Annotated in this window: 15 protein-coding genes; 1 reads left to right on the top strand and 14 read right to left on the bottom strand. The window is 69.7% G+C overall.

What is annotated here, in order from left to right:
* Nucleotides 1–48 precede the first annotated feature (48 nt).
* Nucleotides 49–969, top strand: coding sequence for an alpha/beta fold hydrolase BchO (bchO, locus tag ACX9GQ_RS09300; RefSeq protein WP_459629241.1), 921 nt, complete (start codon nt 49–51; stop codon nt 967–969).
* A 43-nt stretch (nt 970–1,012) separates the two neighbouring features.
* Here bchO and idi read toward each other — a convergent pair whose 3' ends face one another.
* From idi to bchB, 14 genes are read right to left on the bottom strand one after another with little or no spacing between them, the layout of a single operon-like run.
* Nucleotides 1,013–1,567, bottom strand: coding sequence for an isopentenyl-diphosphate Delta-isomerase (gene idi, locus ACX9GQ_RS09295; RefSeq protein ID WP_459629240.1), 555 nt, complete (start codon nt 1,565–1,567; stop codon nt 1,013–1,015).
* A gap of 10 nt (nt 1,568–1,577) precedes the next feature.
* Nucleotides 1,578–2,294: a spheroidene monooxygenase gene (crtA, locus tag ACX9GQ_RS09290; protein WP_459629239.1), complete on the bottom strand. Its 717-nt coding sequence runs from the start codon at nt 2,292–2,294 to the stop codon at nt 1,578–1,580.
* 7 nt (nt 2,295–2,301) lie between these two features.
* Nucleotides 2,302–3,516 carry a 5-aminolevulinate synthase gene (hemA, locus tag ACX9GQ_RS09285; RefSeq protein WP_459629238.1) on the bottom strand — a complete coding sequence of 405 codons (1,215 nt, stop codon included), beginning with the start codon at nt 3,514–3,516 and terminating at the stop codon, nt 2,302–2,304.
* The gene (gene puhE / locus ACX9GQ_RS09280) at nt 3,513–4,409 is read right to left on the bottom strand and encodes a putative photosynthetic complex assembly protein PuhE (RefSeq protein WP_459629237.1); all 897 of its coding nucleotides are present in this window, start codon (nt 4,407–4,409) and stop codon (nt 3,513–3,515) included. The genes hemA and puhE overlap by 4 nt, the downstream gene beginning before the upstream one ends.
* Before the next feature lie 4 nt (nt 4,410–4,413).
* The gene (acsF, locus tag ACX9GQ_RS09275; protein ID WP_459629236.1) at nt 4,414–5,493 is read right to left on the bottom strand and encodes a magnesium-protoporphyrin IX monomethyl ester (oxidative) cyclase; all 1,080 of its coding nucleotides are present in this window, start codon (nt 5,491–5,493) and stop codon (nt 4,414–4,416) included.
* Nucleotides 5,490–5,792 carry a hypothetical protein gene (locus ACX9GQ_RS09270; RefSeq protein ID WP_459629235.1) on the bottom strand — a complete coding sequence of 101 codons (303 nt, stop codon included), beginning with the start codon at nt 5,790–5,792 and terminating at the stop codon, nt 5,490–5,492. Before ACX9GQ_RS09270 ends, acsF begins: the two co-directional genes overlap by 4 nt.
* Nucleotides 5,789–6,256 (bottom strand): photosynthetic complex assembly protein PuhC, encoded by a 468-nt coding sequence (gene puhC, locus ACX9GQ_RS09265; RefSeq protein ID WP_459629234.1) that lies wholly within the window; start codon nt 6,254–6,256, stop codon nt 5,789–5,791. Before puhC ends, ACX9GQ_RS09270 begins: the two co-directional genes overlap by 4 nt.
* Before the next feature lie 13 nt (nt 6,257–6,269).
* Complete coding sequence (gene puhB, locus ACX9GQ_RS09260) at nt 6,270–6,926, bottom strand: photosynthetic complex putative assembly protein PuhB (protein ID WP_459629233.1); 657 nt, start codon at nt 6,924–6,926, stop codon at nt 6,270–6,272.
* Nucleotides 6,923–7,693: a photosynthetic reaction center subunit H gene (gene puhA / locus ACX9GQ_RS09255; protein ID WP_459629232.1), complete on the bottom strand. Its 771-nt coding sequence runs from the start codon at nt 7,691–7,693 to the stop codon at nt 6,923–6,925. Before puhA ends, puhB begins: the two co-directional genes overlap by 4 nt.
* Nucleotides 7,694–7,711: 18 nt before the next feature.
* The gene (locus ACX9GQ_RS09250) at nt 7,712–9,145 is read right to left on the bottom strand and encodes a BCD family MFS transporter (RefSeq protein ID WP_459629316.1); all 1,434 of its coding nucleotides are present in this window, start codon (nt 9,143–9,145) and stop codon (nt 7,712–7,714) included.
* 2 nt (nt 9,146–9,147) lie between these two features.
* A complete protein-coding gene (gene bchM / locus ACX9GQ_RS09245; RefSeq protein WP_459629231.1) occupies nt 9,148–9,849 on the bottom strand; it encodes a magnesium protoporphyrin IX methyltransferase in 702 nt (233 codons plus the stop codon).
* 22 nt (nt 9,850–9,871) lie between these two features.
* Complete coding sequence (gene bchL / locus ACX9GQ_RS09240; protein WP_459629230.1) at nt 9,872–10,762, bottom strand: ferredoxin:protochlorophyllide reductase (ATP-dependent) iron-sulfur ATP-binding protein; 891 nt, start codon at nt 10,760–10,762, stop codon at nt 9,872–9,874.
* Nucleotides 10,759–14,505 (bottom strand): magnesium chelatase subunit H, encoded by a 3,747-nt coding sequence (locus ACX9GQ_RS09235; RefSeq protein WP_459629229.1) that lies wholly within the window; start codon nt 14,503–14,505, stop codon nt 10,759–10,761. The genes bchL and ACX9GQ_RS09235 overlap by 4 nt, the downstream gene beginning before the upstream one ends.
* Entirely contained in the window at nt 14,480–16,117 is a 1,638-nt protein-coding gene (bchB, locus tag ACX9GQ_RS09230; RefSeq protein WP_459629228.1) for a ferredoxin:protochlorophyllide reductase (ATP-dependent) subunit B, read from the bottom strand. The genes ACX9GQ_RS09235 and bchB overlap by 26 nt, the downstream gene beginning before the upstream one ends.
* Between the last annotated feature and the right edge of the window lie 2 nt (nt 16,118–16,119).

The raw sequence follows: 16,119 nt of genomic DNA, 5'->3' as shown, positions 1-16,119 counted from the left end.
CGGCTTCATCGGAGAAGGGGCGCGCCGCGGTGCGCCCCTTTGCATGTGATGCGACACGACCGGCTGAACTGGGACGTAGACGGCATCGACTGGCCGCACAGGGAAGCCTGCCGCTTCGTCGACGCGGGCGGCCTGCGCTGGCTCGTGATGGAGATGGGTGCAGGCCCGGTCCTCGTCCTCATCCATGGAACCGGGGCGTCGCTGCATTCATGGCGCGACCTCGCGCCCTTGCTGGCTCGCCACTTCCGCGTCGTCGCGATGGATCTGCCGGGTCATGGATTCAGCGGCCCCGCGGCCCCGGACCAGCAGACCCTTCCCGGGATGGCTGCAGCGGTCGCGGCCCTGCTGGACGCGCTCGAGCTCGAGCCCGCGCTACTCGTGGGGCATTCCGCCGGTGCTGCGATCGCCGTGCGTATGGCGCTCGACGGCGGGGCCCGGCCGGCGGCGATCATCAGCCTCAACGGCGCCTTCATCCCGTTCCGCGGCGCGGCGACGCGCTTCTTCTCGCCCATCGCGAAGCTCCTGGTTCTCAACCCGTTCGTGCCGTCGCTTTTCGCCTGGCGCGCGGGCGACCCGGACGTGGTGGCGCGCCTGCTGCGCGACACCGGCTCGCGCCTCGACGAGCGGGGCATCGCGCTCTACGCCCGCCTCGCTGGAAACCCCGGCCATGTCGCCGGCGCGCTCGCCATGATGGCGTCTTGGGATCTCGACGGACTGCTGCATGACATCAGCCGGCTGAAGGTGCCGCTCGTCCTCGCGGCCGCCACGGAGGACCATGCGGTGCCGCCCGGGCAGGCCTACGAGGTGAAGAGCGTCCTGCGCTCGGCCAGGGTGATGCGGTTGCGTCGCCTCGGACATCTCGCCCACGAGGAGAATCCGCCCGTCGTCGCGGCGCTGATCGAGGATGTCGCCAGACGCCACGGCGTCATCGCGGACGAGGATCCGAGCGCTGGCGACCCGGCGGACTGAGGCCGGTGGGCCGGGGGTGCCGGCGGGGACGGCTGGCGTCGTTCTAGAACGAGAGGTCGGGGAACCGCGACACGTAGATGCGGAACCACGGCGTGAAGGCCAGCGGCGTGGCTTCGATCTCCCGACGCAGCGTCGCCGCATCGACCCAGCGGACTTCGGCGACCTCCGAGGGATCGGGCGCGGGCCGCAGCATCTCGCGGTCGACCTCGCCGAGGAACATGTGCACGCGCTCGTTCTCGACGAGGTCGTTGCCCACGTCGGCGCGATAGTCCACCACGCGCGTCTCGCGCAGGGGCGCGCTGAACCCGAGTTCCTCCCTGAGGCGACGGCGAGCAGCCGCGGCGACGTCCTCGCCCCAGTGCGGATGGGTGCAGCAGGTGTTCGCCCACTGCCCCCCGCAGTGGTACTTGCCGAGTGCCCGGCGCTGGATCAGCAACTCTCCGCCGCTGAAGATGAACACCGAGATGGCGAGGTGGAACGCGGCCTGCCGGTGGGCGTCGAGCTTCTCGATCGGGTAGAGCGAACCGTCGCCTGCAATCCCGGGGATGAGGATCGGGGCGGGGTCCGTGGCGGGAAGGCGAAGCGCAGTCGCGTTCATGGTCGCCTCCTCAGACCGCGTGATGGGCGATAAAGCCGGGTATCGGCGCGCGTCCCTCCCAGGTCCCGTCCCAGTCGAGGATCCGGAAACGCGCGTAGAGCTCTTCCTTGAACCATTTGCCGCTGCGGACCCGCTTCACCGCCTCTCCGTGGCTGGCGGAGCGATAGGCGAAGGAAACCATGCTGGCGGGGTCGTCCCAGACGGAGAAGGTGACCTGCTGGATCCAGGGCACCTCGCCCATGCCGATCTTGAAGCGCAGGTGGTCCTCCCCGCGCACGGTCGAACTGATGTCGGGCGTGCGCCCCCAGAACCGGAACAGGTGTCGCCCCCTGACGGTCGCCCGCGTGAGGACGGCGATCGGCGAAGGCTGGGGCTCGCTCTGGAAGACCTCGAAGGGCTCCTGCGAATCCCAGCGGCCGCGGCTCGCCACGGCCGAGAGATAGATGGTCGCGTGCTCGACGGCATGGGCGCGGTAGTCGCGGTAGGCGCGCCCTTCCGCAACTGCACGGCGCGCCGTCTCGAGGTCCGGCCACGTGGCCAGCACGGCGTAGACCCCGAAGTTCGGCACGGGCGTGAAGCCTTCGCCCGTGCCGGTGCCGAACAGCTTGAAGAACCCGATCCCCGGCGTCCGCCGCAGCTTGCCGCGGGCGAACTGCATCTGGGCGAACGCCCAGAGCCGCGCGGCGAGCCCGTCGAAGCGGAAGAAGGAGATCGAGATCGCCTGCATGGCGGCCTCAGGCGACCGCGCGGCTCAGAGCGCACTGCGACCAGAGGTCGTGCAGCGCGTCGACGAGCCGCTCGATGTCCTCGTCCGAATGGAACGGCGAGGGCGTGATGCGCAGGCGTTCCGTACCGCGTGCGACGGTGGGGTAGTTGATGGGCTGGATGTAGATCCCGTAGTTGTCGAGCAGCACGTCGCTGATCCACTTGCACTTCACGGGGTTGCCCACCATCACCGGCACGATGTGGCTGGGATTGGCCATGTGGGGGATGCCCACGGCGTCCAGCTTGCGGCGGAGGGCCGCGACGCGGTTCTGGTGGCGCGCCCGCTCGGCCCCGCTGGCCTTCAGGTGGCGGATGCTGGCGCATGCGCCGGCCGCGAGCGCCGGCGGCAGCGCGGTCGAGAAGATGAAGCCGGAAGCGAAGCTGCGGACGAAGTCGCACAGCGCGGCGGAGCCGGTGATGTATCCGCCCATCACGCCGAACGCCTTGCCCAGCGTGCCCTCGATGACCGTGATGCGGTCCATCAGGCCCTCGCGCTCGGCGACGCCGCCGCCGCGCGGGCCGTAGAGGCCGACGCCGTGAACCTCGTCGATGTAGGTCATCGCGCCATGCGCATCGGCGACGTCGCAGATTTCCTTGATGGGGGCGATGTCGCCATCCATCGAGTAGACGGACTCGAAGGCCACGAGCTTCGCGCGGCCGGGAGCGACGGCGGCAAGCTTGCGGGCGAGATCCTCGGGATCGTTGTGACGGAAGATCACGCGGTCGGCCCGGCTGTGCCGGATGCCCTCGATCATCGAGGCGTGGTTGCCCGCATCCGACAGGATCACGCAGTCCGGCAGGAGCGCGCCGAGCGTGCCGAGCGCCGCCCAGTTCGACATGTAGCCGGAGTTGAAGAGCAGCGCGGCCTCCTTGTGGTGGAGGTCGGCGAGCTCGCGCTCCAGCAGCACGTGGTGGTGGTTGGTGCCCGAGATGTTGCGCGTTCCGCCGGCACCGGCGCCGCATCCATCGATGGCCGCGTGCATCGCGGCGAGGACATCGGGGTGCTGCCCCATGCCGAGGTAGTCGTTGGAGCACCAGACGGTCACCTCCTGGGTGCCCTCCGGCGTGTAGCGGGTCGCCTTCGGAAACGAGCCCGCCCGACGCTCGAGTTCCGCGAACACGCGATAGCGGCCTTCCTTGTGCAGCTCCGCGATCTTCCCCTTGAAGAAGTCTTCGTAGTTCATGGCATCCTCTGCGTCAGCGGTGGCGTGCGCACGGCGACCGGCCGCACGGCATCGCCGTTCATCGGGTCGAAGGGAGCGAGGTCGTCGGCGACGTCGCGGGCGAAGTCGTGGGCGATGCGGGCAGCCTCGGGGGACTTGACGGCCCATCGCCAGAGGGCCGCGTCGGGCAGGGGAAGCACGAGGAACCAGTGCTCGATGATGGCGAGGCCGAGGAGGGACGCGATCAGCGTCCACGACACGGTGCCGTAGCCGTCCACCGCGGTCGCGGCGGCGTGCAGGGCAACACCGAAGCACAGGCTCGCGACCGTCACCGAGAAGGGAAAGAACGCACCGACGCGTCGGCGCGCGAAGTAGGAGCCGAGATAGTCGAGATGCGGCGGCAGGAGCTCCGCCGAAACGTTCGGCGCTCCGAAGAAGAGGTTGAGCTTGGCGCTGATCCGCATGATCCAGAGCACGAGGAACGTCCAAGTGCCGACCTGGTTCGGCGCGCCGAAGGTGAGAACCACGAGGCCGATGCCGGCCGCGAGGATGGAGAGTTCGTGGTAGGCAATGGTGCCCCACGCCTGCCGGAAGCGCTCGAGGCCGCTCACCGGCTCGCGCAGCGGGACGCGGCGCGGGCCGGTGACGTAGCCGAAGAGGAAGGCCGTCTCCAGCCATCCCCAGATGACGATGCCGTAGGTGAAGCCGGCGAAGGCCCCAAGCGGCGAGACGTCGGACCGCGTGGCGGCCAGTCCCCACAGGCACGCCGCCGCCAGGACCGTGAAGCCGGCCATGGCGATGGGGTGCAGGACGCGCGGTATCCTGACGAGCATGAGGATCACGCCCGTCGAGAACCACCAGACGAAAAGGGCGAACCCTATCGCCGCGCCCCAGGAGTGCCACCACGCCTGCATGCGATCACCAGACCGGTTGCAGCCTGCTGCGGGCGGGGATCGTGTTCGGCGTCGAGGGGATCATGTAGAGCTTCCCGAAGGCGACGGCCGCCCGCGCGGAGAGCCACCCCTTGCGGATCTTCGAGCCGATGCCGCCCTTCTCGTCGAGGGCCGCCATCTCGTCGTTGATCTTGCGCAGCGTCTTGAGGCCGGCGAGGAACCGCGGGTCGTCGAGGTTCAGCGTCAGCGGGAACACCTGCTTCGAGATTTCCGACGTCAGGCGGAACACGCGGAAGTCGTAGTCGTCCACGTCGATGCCGAGCGCCTTGTGGAACGCCGGGCGTGCGTGGTCGCGCACGTACATCGTCGAGAACACGGCGAGCAGGAAGAACTTCACCCACAGCTTGTTCAGTCCGCTGATCATCTGCGGGTTGGCCCGCATCAGCAGCGAGAACGCCTCGCCGTGGCGGAACTCGTCGTTGCACCACTGCTCGAACCACTTGAAGATCGGGTGGAAGCGCCGGTCCGGGTTCTTCTGCAGGTGGCGGAAGATCGTGATGTAGCGCGCGTAGCCGATCTTCTCCGACAGGTAGGTGGCGTAGAAGATGAACTTCGGCTGGAAGTACGTGTACTTCTTCGTCTTGGTGAGGAAGCCGAGGTTCACCGCGATGTCGAACTCGCGCAGGGCGTCGTTGATGAAGCCCGCATGGCGTGCCTCGTCGCGGCTCATGTAGGAGAACAGGTCGCAGATCTCCTTGTTGGATCCGCGGCGCTTCATCTCCTTGTAGAGCACGCAGCCGGAGAACTCCGCCGTCAGCGAGCTCACCAGGAAGTCGACGAATTCCTTGCGGAGGTCCTCCGGCAGGTCGTCGAGGTTGATCGTGTTCCACTCCTCGTTGCGACGGAAGTGGCCCTTGTTCGGGTCGGCCCGCATCTCGGCGATGAGGGCGTCCCACTCCTCGCGCACCGGCGTGACGTCGATCTTGTCGAGGGCGTCGAAGTCGGTCGTGTAGAAGCGGGGCGTGAGCAGCGTGTCGGACTGCGCGATGCGCGTCGTCTCGTTGACTTCGCGCTCTTCGGCGGTGAGGGGAGCGTGCGCGTTCATAGCTGCGGCCTTTCCGAGAAGCTGAACTCACACAGCTCCATGAATTCGAGATCGCCGGTCGCGCGCGTCCAAAGACGCTCCAGCCAGCTGGCACGGTTGATGGTGGCCATACGGCTGAACACCCGCTTCTCTCCGTAGGGCACCACGACACGCTCGCCATGGACGAGCACTTCGTCGCCGGGGTGGATGACCGCCCCGTTCTCGAGCTTCACGTGGGCGTGAAGGCTCTCGAAGGTGTTCTCTACTTCGATCGTGCAGGGCACGTCCTCCGTATGACCGCCCAGGATGGACTTGATCATGGGGTAGCGCTCCTTTTCTCCAGGAAACGGGCCAGCGCGGCGGCGTTGGTGGCGCCGAACGCGTTGAGCATGACCCGCTGACCCGTGGCCGTGTCGGAAATCGTCAGGCTTCCGTCGTTCCACAGGATCAGGCGGTAGGCTTGGTCCGGCTCCACGTTGTGGAGCTTCCTCTGGTGGCCGAGGCCACGGAGGAAACCACGAATGAAGCCGTCCTGGTCGGGCCCGATGAGGGCCAGCTCGCTGCCGCTGCGGGCATCGAGCACTCGGATCCGGTCCCCTTCGAGCTCGACGAAGCTCAGGTCGCGGATCGACTCGGGGGACGTGCTGGGATTGCGCAGCGTCCCGATCTCGGTGGCCTGCCCGAACATCACCGCGGCGATGGCGAACGCGACGAGCCCGATCGCCGAGTAGAGCGGCAGGCGGGGGAAGCGGTTCGCGGGAAGCGGAGCGGTCGACGAGGCCATGCTGGGGTCCTCCTCAGGCAGCCGGGGAGAGGGTGGGGCGGGCCGTGGCGGCGGAGGCCGCCTCGGTGCGGCCGACCCGCGCCGGCTGGGCGGCGGCGTACGCCTGGCCGAGGATGGCCGCGACGGTCTCCGCCTTCGGGATGCAGCGCAGCATCGGCTGCGGATGACCGAAGCGCCACGGGCGGGCGTGCGGCCAGAGCACCGCGTACGCGACGCGCTCGCCGGGCGCGAGCCTCAGCGCGATCGAGCCGATGCCGTCACCATGCTGCACGAGGTCGGCACCGTCGATCCGCGCGTAGGGCAGGTTGAAGGTCATCGGAAAGGCGACGCCGAAGCGCATCACCACGCGGCGCGAGGTGATGGTGTAGACGGTCGAGCGCTGGATCGAACGGGCGATCCACGCGAACAGTCCGACGGCCGCCACCCCGCAGGCGGCGAGCACCGCGACGGAGACGGCCATGTCGGCGAGTGTCCCGCCGTCCGACGCGATCGTGACGACGCGCCACGCGGCGAGGATGGCGAAATAGACGCCGATCAATCGCAGGTGGAAGACGTGCCGCGAGAAGGCGGTCCGGTCCGGCCGGCCCTGCCACAGGATCGTCTCGCCCTGCGGCGGGACGGCGGGCAGGCCCGGCATCGGTTCGACGGCGAAGTCGTCGTGCGCGCTCACAGCAGCGGCTCCGAGCGCGAGGGCGTGGCGTAGAGCGTGCCGCCGCCGTAGTAGGCGCAGATCTTGTCTTCCTCGAGCATCGTCACCTGCTCGGGATGCTTCGTCACCGGCACGCCCTCGAACTGGCTGCCGCGCAGCGCGTGGACGTAGACGATGCCCTGCTTCCCGTCGACGAGAGTGAACGTCACCGGCACCAGGACCTTGCGGCCGCTGCCCGTGGTCACCTCGAAGTAGCGCGCCATGTGCTCCGACTGGTCGACCCAGACATCGGTGATCTTGCCGCCCGACTGCTTGTCGCAGCCGACCACCTCGTAGCCGCGGGGATCGGGATCCTCCTCGGCGATGTGGAAGGCCAGCGCGGCGCGCAGCGGGACGATCTTGGCGTCGCCGTGCAGCGTCACGTCGGGGCGGTCCGAGCGCTCGGCCCAGGCCGCAGGACCGACGCCGTCGACCAACGGGTTGCCGGTGGGCTCCAGCGGGGCGCCGGCGAACGGCGCGATCTTCTGCGCGGCGATGGGGCGGCGGTCGCGGATGTTGTTGGGCACCGAGACCGTGCCGTGGCCATGCGCGAGGATGAACGTCTTGGGATCGGGAATGAACGGGAAGCCCTTGGGTCCCAGTTCGCCCGTCTTGTCGTTCTCGAGCGGATAGCCCTCGCGGCGGTCTTCCTGCCGGATGTAGAAGATCAGCCCTGCGAAGAAGACCCAGAACGCGTAGAGGACGACCTGGGCGACGTCGATGTACTGGGTAATGGCACCTGTCTGCATGTTGACCTCCCGGGGTCGTCAGCCTGGCGCGCGGGCCAGGTCGAAGGATGAAGCGGCTCCCGCCGGTCCGACGTGACGGCGGACCAGCGGTCCGATCGCGACGAGGGTGACGAACAGGAGCAGGATTTCGGTGTGGTAGACGGCGACGTAGCCGGCCGAAGCGTCATTGAGCCCGTCGCCGAGCCGGTGGTGGACGGCGCTGTCGGAGATGATGTCGCGCATGATGCCGCCGGCGGCGATCGCCAGTCCCGCGGCGGTCGCCTGCACGGCGCCCCAGGCGCCCAGCGCCAGCCCGACGTCCCCGGTGCGGCGTGCGCTCTCCATCGTGGCCGTCAGGGTCCCGTGGCCGAAGAGACCGCCGCCAAAGCCGATGAGCGCAACGCCGATGCCGAACAGCGGGCCGGACCCCAGCGGCGCAGAGAACGCCACGCAGGAGAACGCGAAGATGCCGGCGACGACGCCCAGCGCGGCGACGCGGTGCGGATCGGCGCCATTGTTCAGGCGCCGTGCGGCCAGGACGAGGCCGGCGATACCGCCTGCGGCGAGGACCGCGGTGAAGGCGGTTGTCGCGCCGACGGAGAGCTTCAGGATCTGCCCGCCATACGGCTCGAGCAGCACGTCCTGCATGCTGAACGCCGCCGTGCCGATGCCGGTGGCGACGAGCCGGCGGCGGGCCTTGTCGCCCTTCAGGAACGCGGCCCAGGCGTCACCGAAACGGGGCGCCTCGACGTTGCGGTTGCGGCCCGGATCGCGCGGCTCCTGCTTCCACAGCGCGATGATGTTCACGACCATCGTCAGGACGGCCGCGCCCTGGATGACCTGGATCAGGCGCAACTGGCTGAAGTTGGCGAGCAGCGCGCCGAACACGGTGGCCGAGAGCACCATGCCGACAAGGAGCATGACGCACAGCAGCGCCACGACCTTCGGGCGCGCACGCTCGGGCGCGAGGTCCGTGGCAAGCGCGAGGCCGACCGTCTGCACCGTGTGGAGGCCGGCCCCGACCATGAGGAAAGCGAGCGCCGCGGCCGGCTGGCCGATCCACGAGGGGCCGGCGGTGACGTCGCCCGACAGCAGGATCAGCGCGAACGGCATGATGGCGAGCCCGCCGAACTGGACGAGCGTGCCTGTCCAGATGAAGGGCACGCGCCGCCATCCCAGCGCCGAGCGGTGGGTGTCGGACCGGTAGCCGACGAGCGCCCGCGCGGGAGCGAACAGCAGCGGCAGCGACACCATCGTCGCGACCAGCCACGCCGGGACGCCGAGCTCGACGATCATCACCCGGTTGAGCGTGCCGATGAGCAGCACCGCCGCCATGCCCACCGTCACCTGGAAGAGCGACAGCCGCATCAGCCGGCCGAGAGGCAGCTCCGGCGTGGCCGCGTCGGCAAACGGCAGGAAGCGGGGGCCGAGTTCGCCCCACGCCTTCACGATGCCTCTGCCGAACGGGTTCATGCTCATAGGTGCGCGAGCTCCAGCGCCTGCGAGGTGTAGAAGCCGCTGGCGATGCGCAGCGTGCGGCGCGCCTGCCAGTGGTCGAGCCCGGGCTCGCGCCCGACGAGCGAGAGGAGGGTCGTCTCCGACACCGGCTCGATGGCCGGGGCGCGGTCGCTGCGCGGGAAGAACTTGCCCACCGCGTGCATCAGCGCGAGGGCCGGCGTGCGCGGCGCGAAGGTGAAGACGATGGAGTGGTCGGTGCGTGCGGCAAGCCCGGCCAGCACCCGCGTCACGTCGTGCGCGCGGTAGTGGATGAGCGAGTCCATGGCGACGACGTGGTCGAACCGCCCGAGCTCGCGGTCGAACATGTCGCCCACCAGGAAGCGGATCGAGCCGACGCCGAGGTCATGCGGGAGCCGCTCGCGGGCGAGGCGGATGAGCGTCGGGGAGATATCGATGGCCGTCACCTCGGCCCCGCGCTTCGCCGCCTCGACGGCCAGCGCGCCGGTCCCGCATCCCGCGTCGAGCAAGCGGCGGCCGGAGAGGTCGGCAGGCAGCCAGTCGAGCAGCGTCGCGCGCATGCGGTCGCGGCCCGCGCGCACCGTGGCGCGGATCCGGCCGACGGGCGCGTCGGAGGTGAGGCGAGCCCACGCATCGACCGCGGTGCGGTCGAAGTAGGTCTCGAGCTGGCCCTTGCGCTCGGTGTAGGTGACGGTCGGCATGGCTGTCCCGCTCTCCGTTCGCTCAGTCGAAGCCCAGGAACTCGAAGAGGTCGCGGTCCTTCATCGGCTTGGCCTCGCACTCGTCCACGCCGCTCCACAGACGCTCGGCGAGCTGCATGTACTCGGCCTTCACGGCCGTCAGCTCAGGCGTCTCGTCCATCTCGAAAAGCGTCGATTTCTTCAGCCGGCTTCGCCGCACCGCATCGAGATCCGGGAAGTGGGCGAGCCGCTGCAGGCCGACGGCGGCGTTGAAGCGGTCGATCTGGTCGGTGCCGGCGCTGCGGTTGGCGATGACGCCGCCGAGGCGGACGTTGTAGTTCTTCGCCTTGGCGTGGATCGCCGCGACGATGCGGTTCATCGCGAAGATTGAGTCGAAATCGTTCGCGGTGACGATCAGCCCGCGGTCTGCGTGCTGGAGCGGTGCGGCGAAGCCGCCGCACACGACGTCGCCGAGCACGTCGAAGATGACGACGTCGGTGTCTTCCAGCAGATGATGCTCCTTGAGGAGCTTCACCGTCTGGCCGACGACGTAGCCGCCGCAGCCGGTGCCGGCCGGCGGGCCGCCGGCCTCCACGCACATCACGCCGGCATAGCCCTCGACGACGAAGTCCTCGGGACGCAGCTCCTCGGAGTGGAACTGCACGCTTTCCAGCGCGTCGATCACGGTCGGCACGAGGCGCTTCGTGAGCGTGAAGGTCGAGTCGTGCTTGGGATCGCAGCCGATCTGCAGCACGCGCTTGCCGAGCTTGGCGAAGGCGACCGACAGGTTGGACGACGTCGTGCTCTTGCCGATGCCCCCCTTCCCGTAGACCGCGAACACCTTGGCGGTGTCGATCTTCAGGGTGGGGTCCATCTCCACCTGCATGCTGCCCTCGGGGCGACGGGGGACGCCCGCCCGGATCGGGATGTTCATGCTGCTGCCTCCGCGGTGATGCCTTCGAGCCGGTCTTCCAGCTCCTCGCCCGCACGCATGAGCGCATCGAGCATGGTGTCGTCAGGGGTCCAGTAGCCGCGCTGGTGCGCCTCGATGAGGCGGTTGGCGACCTTGGCCGAAGCGGTCGGGTTGAGCGCGGCGAGCCGCTCGCGCATCTGCTCGTCGAGCACGTAGGTCTGCGTCAGCTGCTGGTAGACCCAGGGCTGCACCTCGCCGGTCGTCGCCGACCAGCCCATGGTGTTGCGCACGTGCTCCTCGATCTGGCGCACGCCCTCGTAGCCGTGGCTCAGCATGCCCTCGTACCACTTGGGGTTGAGCATGCGGGTGCGGGTTTCCAGCGCGACCTGCTCGCCGAGCGTGCGCACCACGCCGTCGCCGCGCGTCTGGTCGCCGATGTAGACCGGTGCCGCGTCGCCGCGAGCGCGTTTCACGGCGCGGCTGATGCCGCCGAGCGTGTCGAAGTACTGGTCGATCGACGTGACGCCGAGCTCGACCGAGTCGAGGTTCTGATAGGCGAGGTCGACATCGGCGAGAACGCTCTTCAGCAGGCCGGCCTGGCAGCTGGGCTTTCCGGTGCGGCCGAAGGCGAAGCTCTTCCGACGCGTGTAGGTCTCGGCGAGCTCGTCCTCGTCGTCCCACCCGCCGTTCTCGACGAGGTGATTGACGTTGGATCCATAGGCGCCGTCGGCATTGCCGAAGACGCGCAGAGCGGCCGTCTCGAAGTCGCAGCCATGCTCGGCCTGGTAGGCGAGGGCGTGCTTGCGCACGAAGTTCTCCTCGACCGGCTCGTCGGCGCTGGCGGCGAGGAAGCACGCCTCGGCCAGGAGCTTGATCTGCAGTGGCAGCAGGTCGCGGAAGATGCCCGACAGCGTCACGACGACGTCGATGCGCGGGCGCCCGAGCGCGGCCAGCGGCACCAGCTCGGCGCCGGCCAGGCGCCCGTAGCCGTCGAACCGGGGACGGGCGCCGATCAGCGCCAGCGCCTGGGCGATCGGGCCGCCCTCGGTCTTCATGTTGTCGGTGCCCCACAGCACGACTGCGACCGACTCGGGGAACGCCTGCCCGTCGGCCATGTGCCGCTCGATCAGCCGCTCGGCCTGCCGCGCGCCCGACACCAGCGCGAAGGAACTGGGAATACGGAACGGGTCGAACCCGTGCAGGTTGCGCCCGGTGGGCAGCACAGCCGGGGTGCGGACCAGGTCGCCGCCCGGAGCGGGGCGGATGAAGCGCGCGTCGAGCGCACGCAGGATGGCGGGAACCTCGTGGTCCTGCGCCAGCAGCGCGCTGGTGCGGGCGAGTTCGTCGAGCACCGGCACCGGCACGACGTCTCCCGAGCCGGCCCGGGCGTTCGCCTCGGTCGAGGAGGCGCCCGCGACGAGGGCCTCCAGCACCGGGCGCTGGGGCCGCACGCCGTGAGACGCCTCGGCGACGGCGGCGAGCATGTCGACGCGCTCGGCGACCGAGAGTTCCTGTCCCACGACGTGCAGGCCGTGCGGAATGAGCGTGTATTCGAGCTCCAGGACGGCATGGGCCAGGTCGACGACGTGGCGTTCGCTGTCTTCGCCCCAGGCCGGTTCGGCCGCCGCGAGATCGACCGCGGCGGCCTGCGCCTGCACGAGCTCGGCGAGCCGCGCGCGCTCCTCGATGAGGGCGGGGTCGGTCTGCCGCCAGCGCTCGATCGATGCCTTCAGGTCGAGCAGGCCGCGATAGAGGCCGGCATGCGCGATCGGCGGCGTCATGTAGCTGATCAGCGTGGCGCCGGCGCGGCGCTTCGCGATGGCGCCCTCGGACGGGTTGTTCGCGGCATAGAGGTAGAGGTTCGGCAGGTCGCCGATCAGCCGCTCCGGCCAGTCGCGCGCCGACAGGCCCACCTGCTTGCCGGGCATGAACTCGAGCGCCCCATGGGTGCCGAAGTGGAGCACGGCGTGGGCGCCGAAGTCCTCGCGGATCCAGCGGTAGAAGGCCGAGAAGGCGTGCGTCGGCGAGAAACCCCGCTCGAACAGCAGCCGCATCGGGTCGCCCTCATAGCCGAAGGCGGGCTGCACGCCCACGAACACGTTCCCGAACTGCGCGCCGAGCACGAAGATCGAGGAACCGTCGCTCTGATGACGACCGGGGGCCGGACCCCACTGGCCCTCGATCTCGCGCAGGAAGCGCTCGCGACGGACATGATCGGCGGCGGGGATGCGGGCATGGACATTGGCGTGGCTGCCCATCCGCTCGCGGTTGCCGTCGATGATGCGGCGACGCAGGTCGTCGACGCTCTCGGGCAACTCCACCGTGTATCCGTCGCGCGCCAGCGCGCCCAGCGTGCGGTAGAGCGACTCGAACACCGACAGGAAGGCGGCCGTGCCCGTGTTGCCCGCGTTCGGCGGGAAGTTGAACAGCACGATCGCGAGCTTGCGCTCGGCGTGCCGGCTGCGGCGCAGCGCAACGAGCTTGGCGACGCGCGCGGCAAGCGCCTCGGCGCGGTCCGGGCAGGCCTGCATGTTGCGGTCGTCCGCGCCCGCCTCGAAACGGCAGGACCGGTCGCAGCCGGTGCAGGCGACACCCGCCTTGTCGGAGCGTCCGCCGAAGACGCTGAGCCCGGTCGCGCCGTCGAGCTCCGGAATGGCGACCATGATCGTCGCCTCGACGGGGAGCAGGCCGCGCTCGGAGGCTGCCCACTGCTCCAGCGTCTGCAGTTCAGCCGGATGCGCGGCGACGTAGGGTACGTCGAGACGGGCCAGCACCTCTTCGGCTGCGGCGGCGTCGTTGTAGGCGGGACCGCCGACCAGCGAGAAACCGGTGAGGGAGACGAGCGCGTCCACCGTCGGGCGGCCGTCCTTCATGAAGTAGCGTTCGATCGCGGGACGCGCGTCGAGGCCGCTCGCGAAGGCCGGGATCACCGTGAGACCGCGAGCTTCCAATGCCGCGAGCACGCCGTCGTAGTGCCCCGCGTTGCCGGCCAGCACGTAGGAGCGCAGCACCAGCACCCCCACGGTGCCCTTGCTGCCGCCCGCCGGCAGCTTCGCCGCGTCGGTCCCGATGCGGCCCTTGGCGCGCGGGTGGTAGACGCCGACCTCGGGATACTCGACCGGAGCCGCCGCATGGACGAGACCGCGCAGCGGCCTGCGCGGGCCGTCGGCGTAGCGCTCGACGAGCATGCGCAGCATGTTCGCGACATTGTCGTCGGTGCCGGCGAGCCAGTACTGCAGGGTCAGGAACCAGGCGCGCGCGTCCTGCGCCGCGCCGGGGATGAAGCGCAGGATCTTCGGCAGGCGGCGCAGCATCTTCATCTGCGCCTCGCCGGCAGGCTTGCCCTCTTCCTTCTTGCCGCGCAGCTTGCGCAGCAGGCCCATCGCGCCGCCCTGGCGGCCGTCGGTGGTGAAGCCGCCCATGCGCGTGAGGCGGGTCACCTCTCCGGCCGAGAGGATGCACACCATCGCGTCGCAGCGGTCGCGCCGGGCCTGAAGGGCTGGCAGCACGGGCTGGAAGTGATCTTCGAGGAACAGCATCGCGGCGAGCACGATGTCGGCGGAAGCGATGTCGGCGAGGCACCGGTCGAGGCTGCAACCGTCGTCACCCCATTCCGATGCGGCATGGAGGCTGACCACCAGGCCAGGCAGGTCCTTGCGCAAGGCGCGCTCCGCCCGCCGGACCGTTCCGGCGAGATGCGTATCCATCGTGATGATGGCGACGCGCAGCGGGGTCTGCTCAGCGCCCGAAATAGGCCTTGGCATCGTACAGGGTCTCGACGGTGATGAGCGCGACGCCGCGCTCCCTTGCAAACCGTTCCGTGTTGGTGCGGGCCTTGCCGCGCACGAAGAACGGGATCTTCTTCAGTTCCTTCTCGGCATCGACCGCCCAGTTCAGCTGGATCGGCGCGTGAGTCTGCGTGGCAGGGGGGACGGTCAGGAGAGAGGCGGCGGGAGCCGGGGACGGAGTTGGGGTTGCTCCCGCCGCAAGTGGGGGTTCGTGCGAGGCCGTGGTGCCGTTCGCGCGCGGCCCGTGGCCGAGGTGCGAGGGCGCGGCGTCGTCGTGGAATTCATGGTCGTCGCGGAACATCGTCAGCAGATGCTCCTCGAGGCCCATCATCAGCGGATGGACCCAGGTGTCGAAGAGCACGTTGGCGCCCTCGAACCCCATCTGGGGCGAGTAGCGGGCCGGGAAGTCCTGCACGTGGACCGGCGCGGAGATGACGGCGCAGGGAACGCCGAGCCGCTTGGCGATGTGGCGTTCCATCTGCGTGCCGAGCACCAGCTCGGGCTGCAGCGCCGCGACGCGCTCCTCCACCTCGAGGTAGTCGTCGGTGACGATCGCCTCTGCGCCGTAGAGCGCGGCGGCCTCGCGCACCTCGCGGGCGAACTCGCGGCTGTAGGTGCCGATGCCGACGACGGCGAAGCCGAGTTCCTTGGCCGCGACGCGCGCCGCCGCGACCGCGTGGGTCGCGTCGCCGAAGATGAAGACGCGCTTGCCGGTGAGGTAGGTCGAATCGACCGAGCGCGAGTACCACGGAAGCCGGGTGCCCGGATCGTCCAGCACCGCCGAGGCATCGACGCCCGCCACGCGGGCCACCTCGGCCACGAAGTCGCGCGTCGCGCCGACGCCGATCGGCACCGTCTTCACGCAGGGCTGGCCGAAGGCCTTCTCCAGCCAGAGTGCCGCGGGCAGGCCCGTCTCGGGATAGAGCACGACGTTGAAATCCGCCTCGCCGAGGCGCGCCACGTCCGCAGGCGCGGCGCCCATCGGCGCGACGACGGCGACGTCGACGCCGAGCCGCGCCAGCAGGCGCGTGATCTCCGTCACGTCGTCGCGGTGGCGGAAGCCCAGCGCGGTCGGGCCGAGGATGTTGCAGGTCGGCCGGCGGTCGGCCGGCCTTGCCGGACGCATCGTGCCCGGAGCCGGTGCCGACGGGCTGCAGAGCGTGCGCACGATCCGGTAGAAGGTCTCCGCGGCGCCCCAGTTCTCCTTCTTCTGGTAGGAGGGGAGCTCCAGCGGAATCACCGGCACCGGCAGGTTGAGGGCGCGGGCGAGGCCGCCCGGATCGTCCTGGATGAGTTCGGCCGTGCACGAGGCGCCGACGATCATGGCGTCCGGGCGATGACGCTCGAAGGCGTCGCGCGCCGCGGTCTTGAACAGCTCCGCCGTGTCGCCGCCGAGGTCGCGGGCCTGGAAAGTGGTGTAGGTCACCGGCGGGCGACGGTCGCGCCGCTCGATCATCGTGAACAGCAGGTCGGCGTAGGTGTCGCCCTGCGGGGCATGCAGCACGTAGTGCAGGCCCTTCATCGCGGTCGCGACGCGCATCGCGCCGACGTGGGGAGGTCCTTCGTAGGTCCAGACCGTGAGCTGCATGG

The organism is Alsobacter sp. R-9, from assembly GCF_054612375.1.
The sequence above is the reverse complement of the archived record's forward strand: the minus strand, read 5'-3'. Positions and strand labels throughout refer to the sequence as shown.

What these genes read in the sequence shown, in the direction of transcription:
- bchL (WP_459629230.1), bottom strand. Translation starts at nt 10,762, where the DNA reads ATGAACATCCCGATCCGGGCGGGCGTCCCCCGTCGCCCCGAGGGCAGC.
- bchB (WP_459629228.1), bottom strand. Translation starts at nt 16,117, where the DNA reads ATGCAGCTCACGGTCTGGACCTACGAAGGACCTCCCCACGTCGGCGCG.
- idi (WP_459629240.1), bottom strand. Translation starts at nt 1,567, where the DNA reads ATGAACGCGACTGCGCTTCGCCTTCCCGCCACGGACCCCGCCCCGATC.
- bchM (WP_459629231.1), bottom strand. Translation starts at nt 9,849, where the DNA reads ATGCCGACCGTCACCTACACCGAGCGCAAGGGCCAGCTCGAGACCTAC.
- puhC (WP_459629234.1), bottom strand. Translation starts at nt 6,256, where the DNA reads ATGGCCTCGTCGACCGCTCCGCTTCCCGCGAACCGCTTCCCCCGCCTG.
- ACX9GQ_RS09250 (WP_459629316.1), bottom strand. Translation starts at nt 9,145, where the DNA reads ATGAACCCGTTCGGCAGAGGCATCGTGAAGGCGTGGGGCGAACTCGGC.
- bchO (WP_459629241.1), top strand. Translation starts at nt 49, where the DNA reads ATGCGACACGACCGGCTGAACTGGGACGTAGACGGCATCGACTGGCCG.
- ACX9GQ_RS09270 (WP_459629235.1), bottom strand. Translation starts at nt 5,792, where the DNA reads ATGATCAAGTCCATCCTGGGCGGTCATACGGAGGACGTGCCCTGCACG.
- puhE (WP_459629237.1), bottom strand. Translation starts at nt 4,409, where the DNA reads ATGCAGGCGTGGTGGCACTCCTGGGGCGCGGCGATAGGGTTCGCCCTT.
- puhA (WP_459629232.1), bottom strand. Translation starts at nt 7,693, where the DNA reads ATGCAGACAGGTGCCATTACCCAGTACATCGACGTCGCCCAGGTCGTC.
- crtA (WP_459629239.1), bottom strand. Translation starts at nt 2,294, where the DNA reads ATGCAGGCGATCTCGATCTCCTTCTTCCGCTTCGACGGGCTCGCCGCG.
- ACX9GQ_RS09235 (WP_459629229.1), bottom strand. Translation starts at nt 14,505, where the DNA reads ATGCCAAGGCCTATTTCGGGCGCTGAGCAGACCCCGCTGCGCGTCGCC.
- hemA (WP_459629238.1), bottom strand. Translation starts at nt 3,516, where the DNA reads ATGAACTACGAAGACTTCTTCAAGGGGAAGATCGCGGAGCTGCACAAG.
- acsF (WP_459629236.1), bottom strand. Translation starts at nt 5,493, where the DNA reads ATGAACGCGCACGCTCCCCTCACCGCCGAAGAGCGCGAAGTCAACGAG.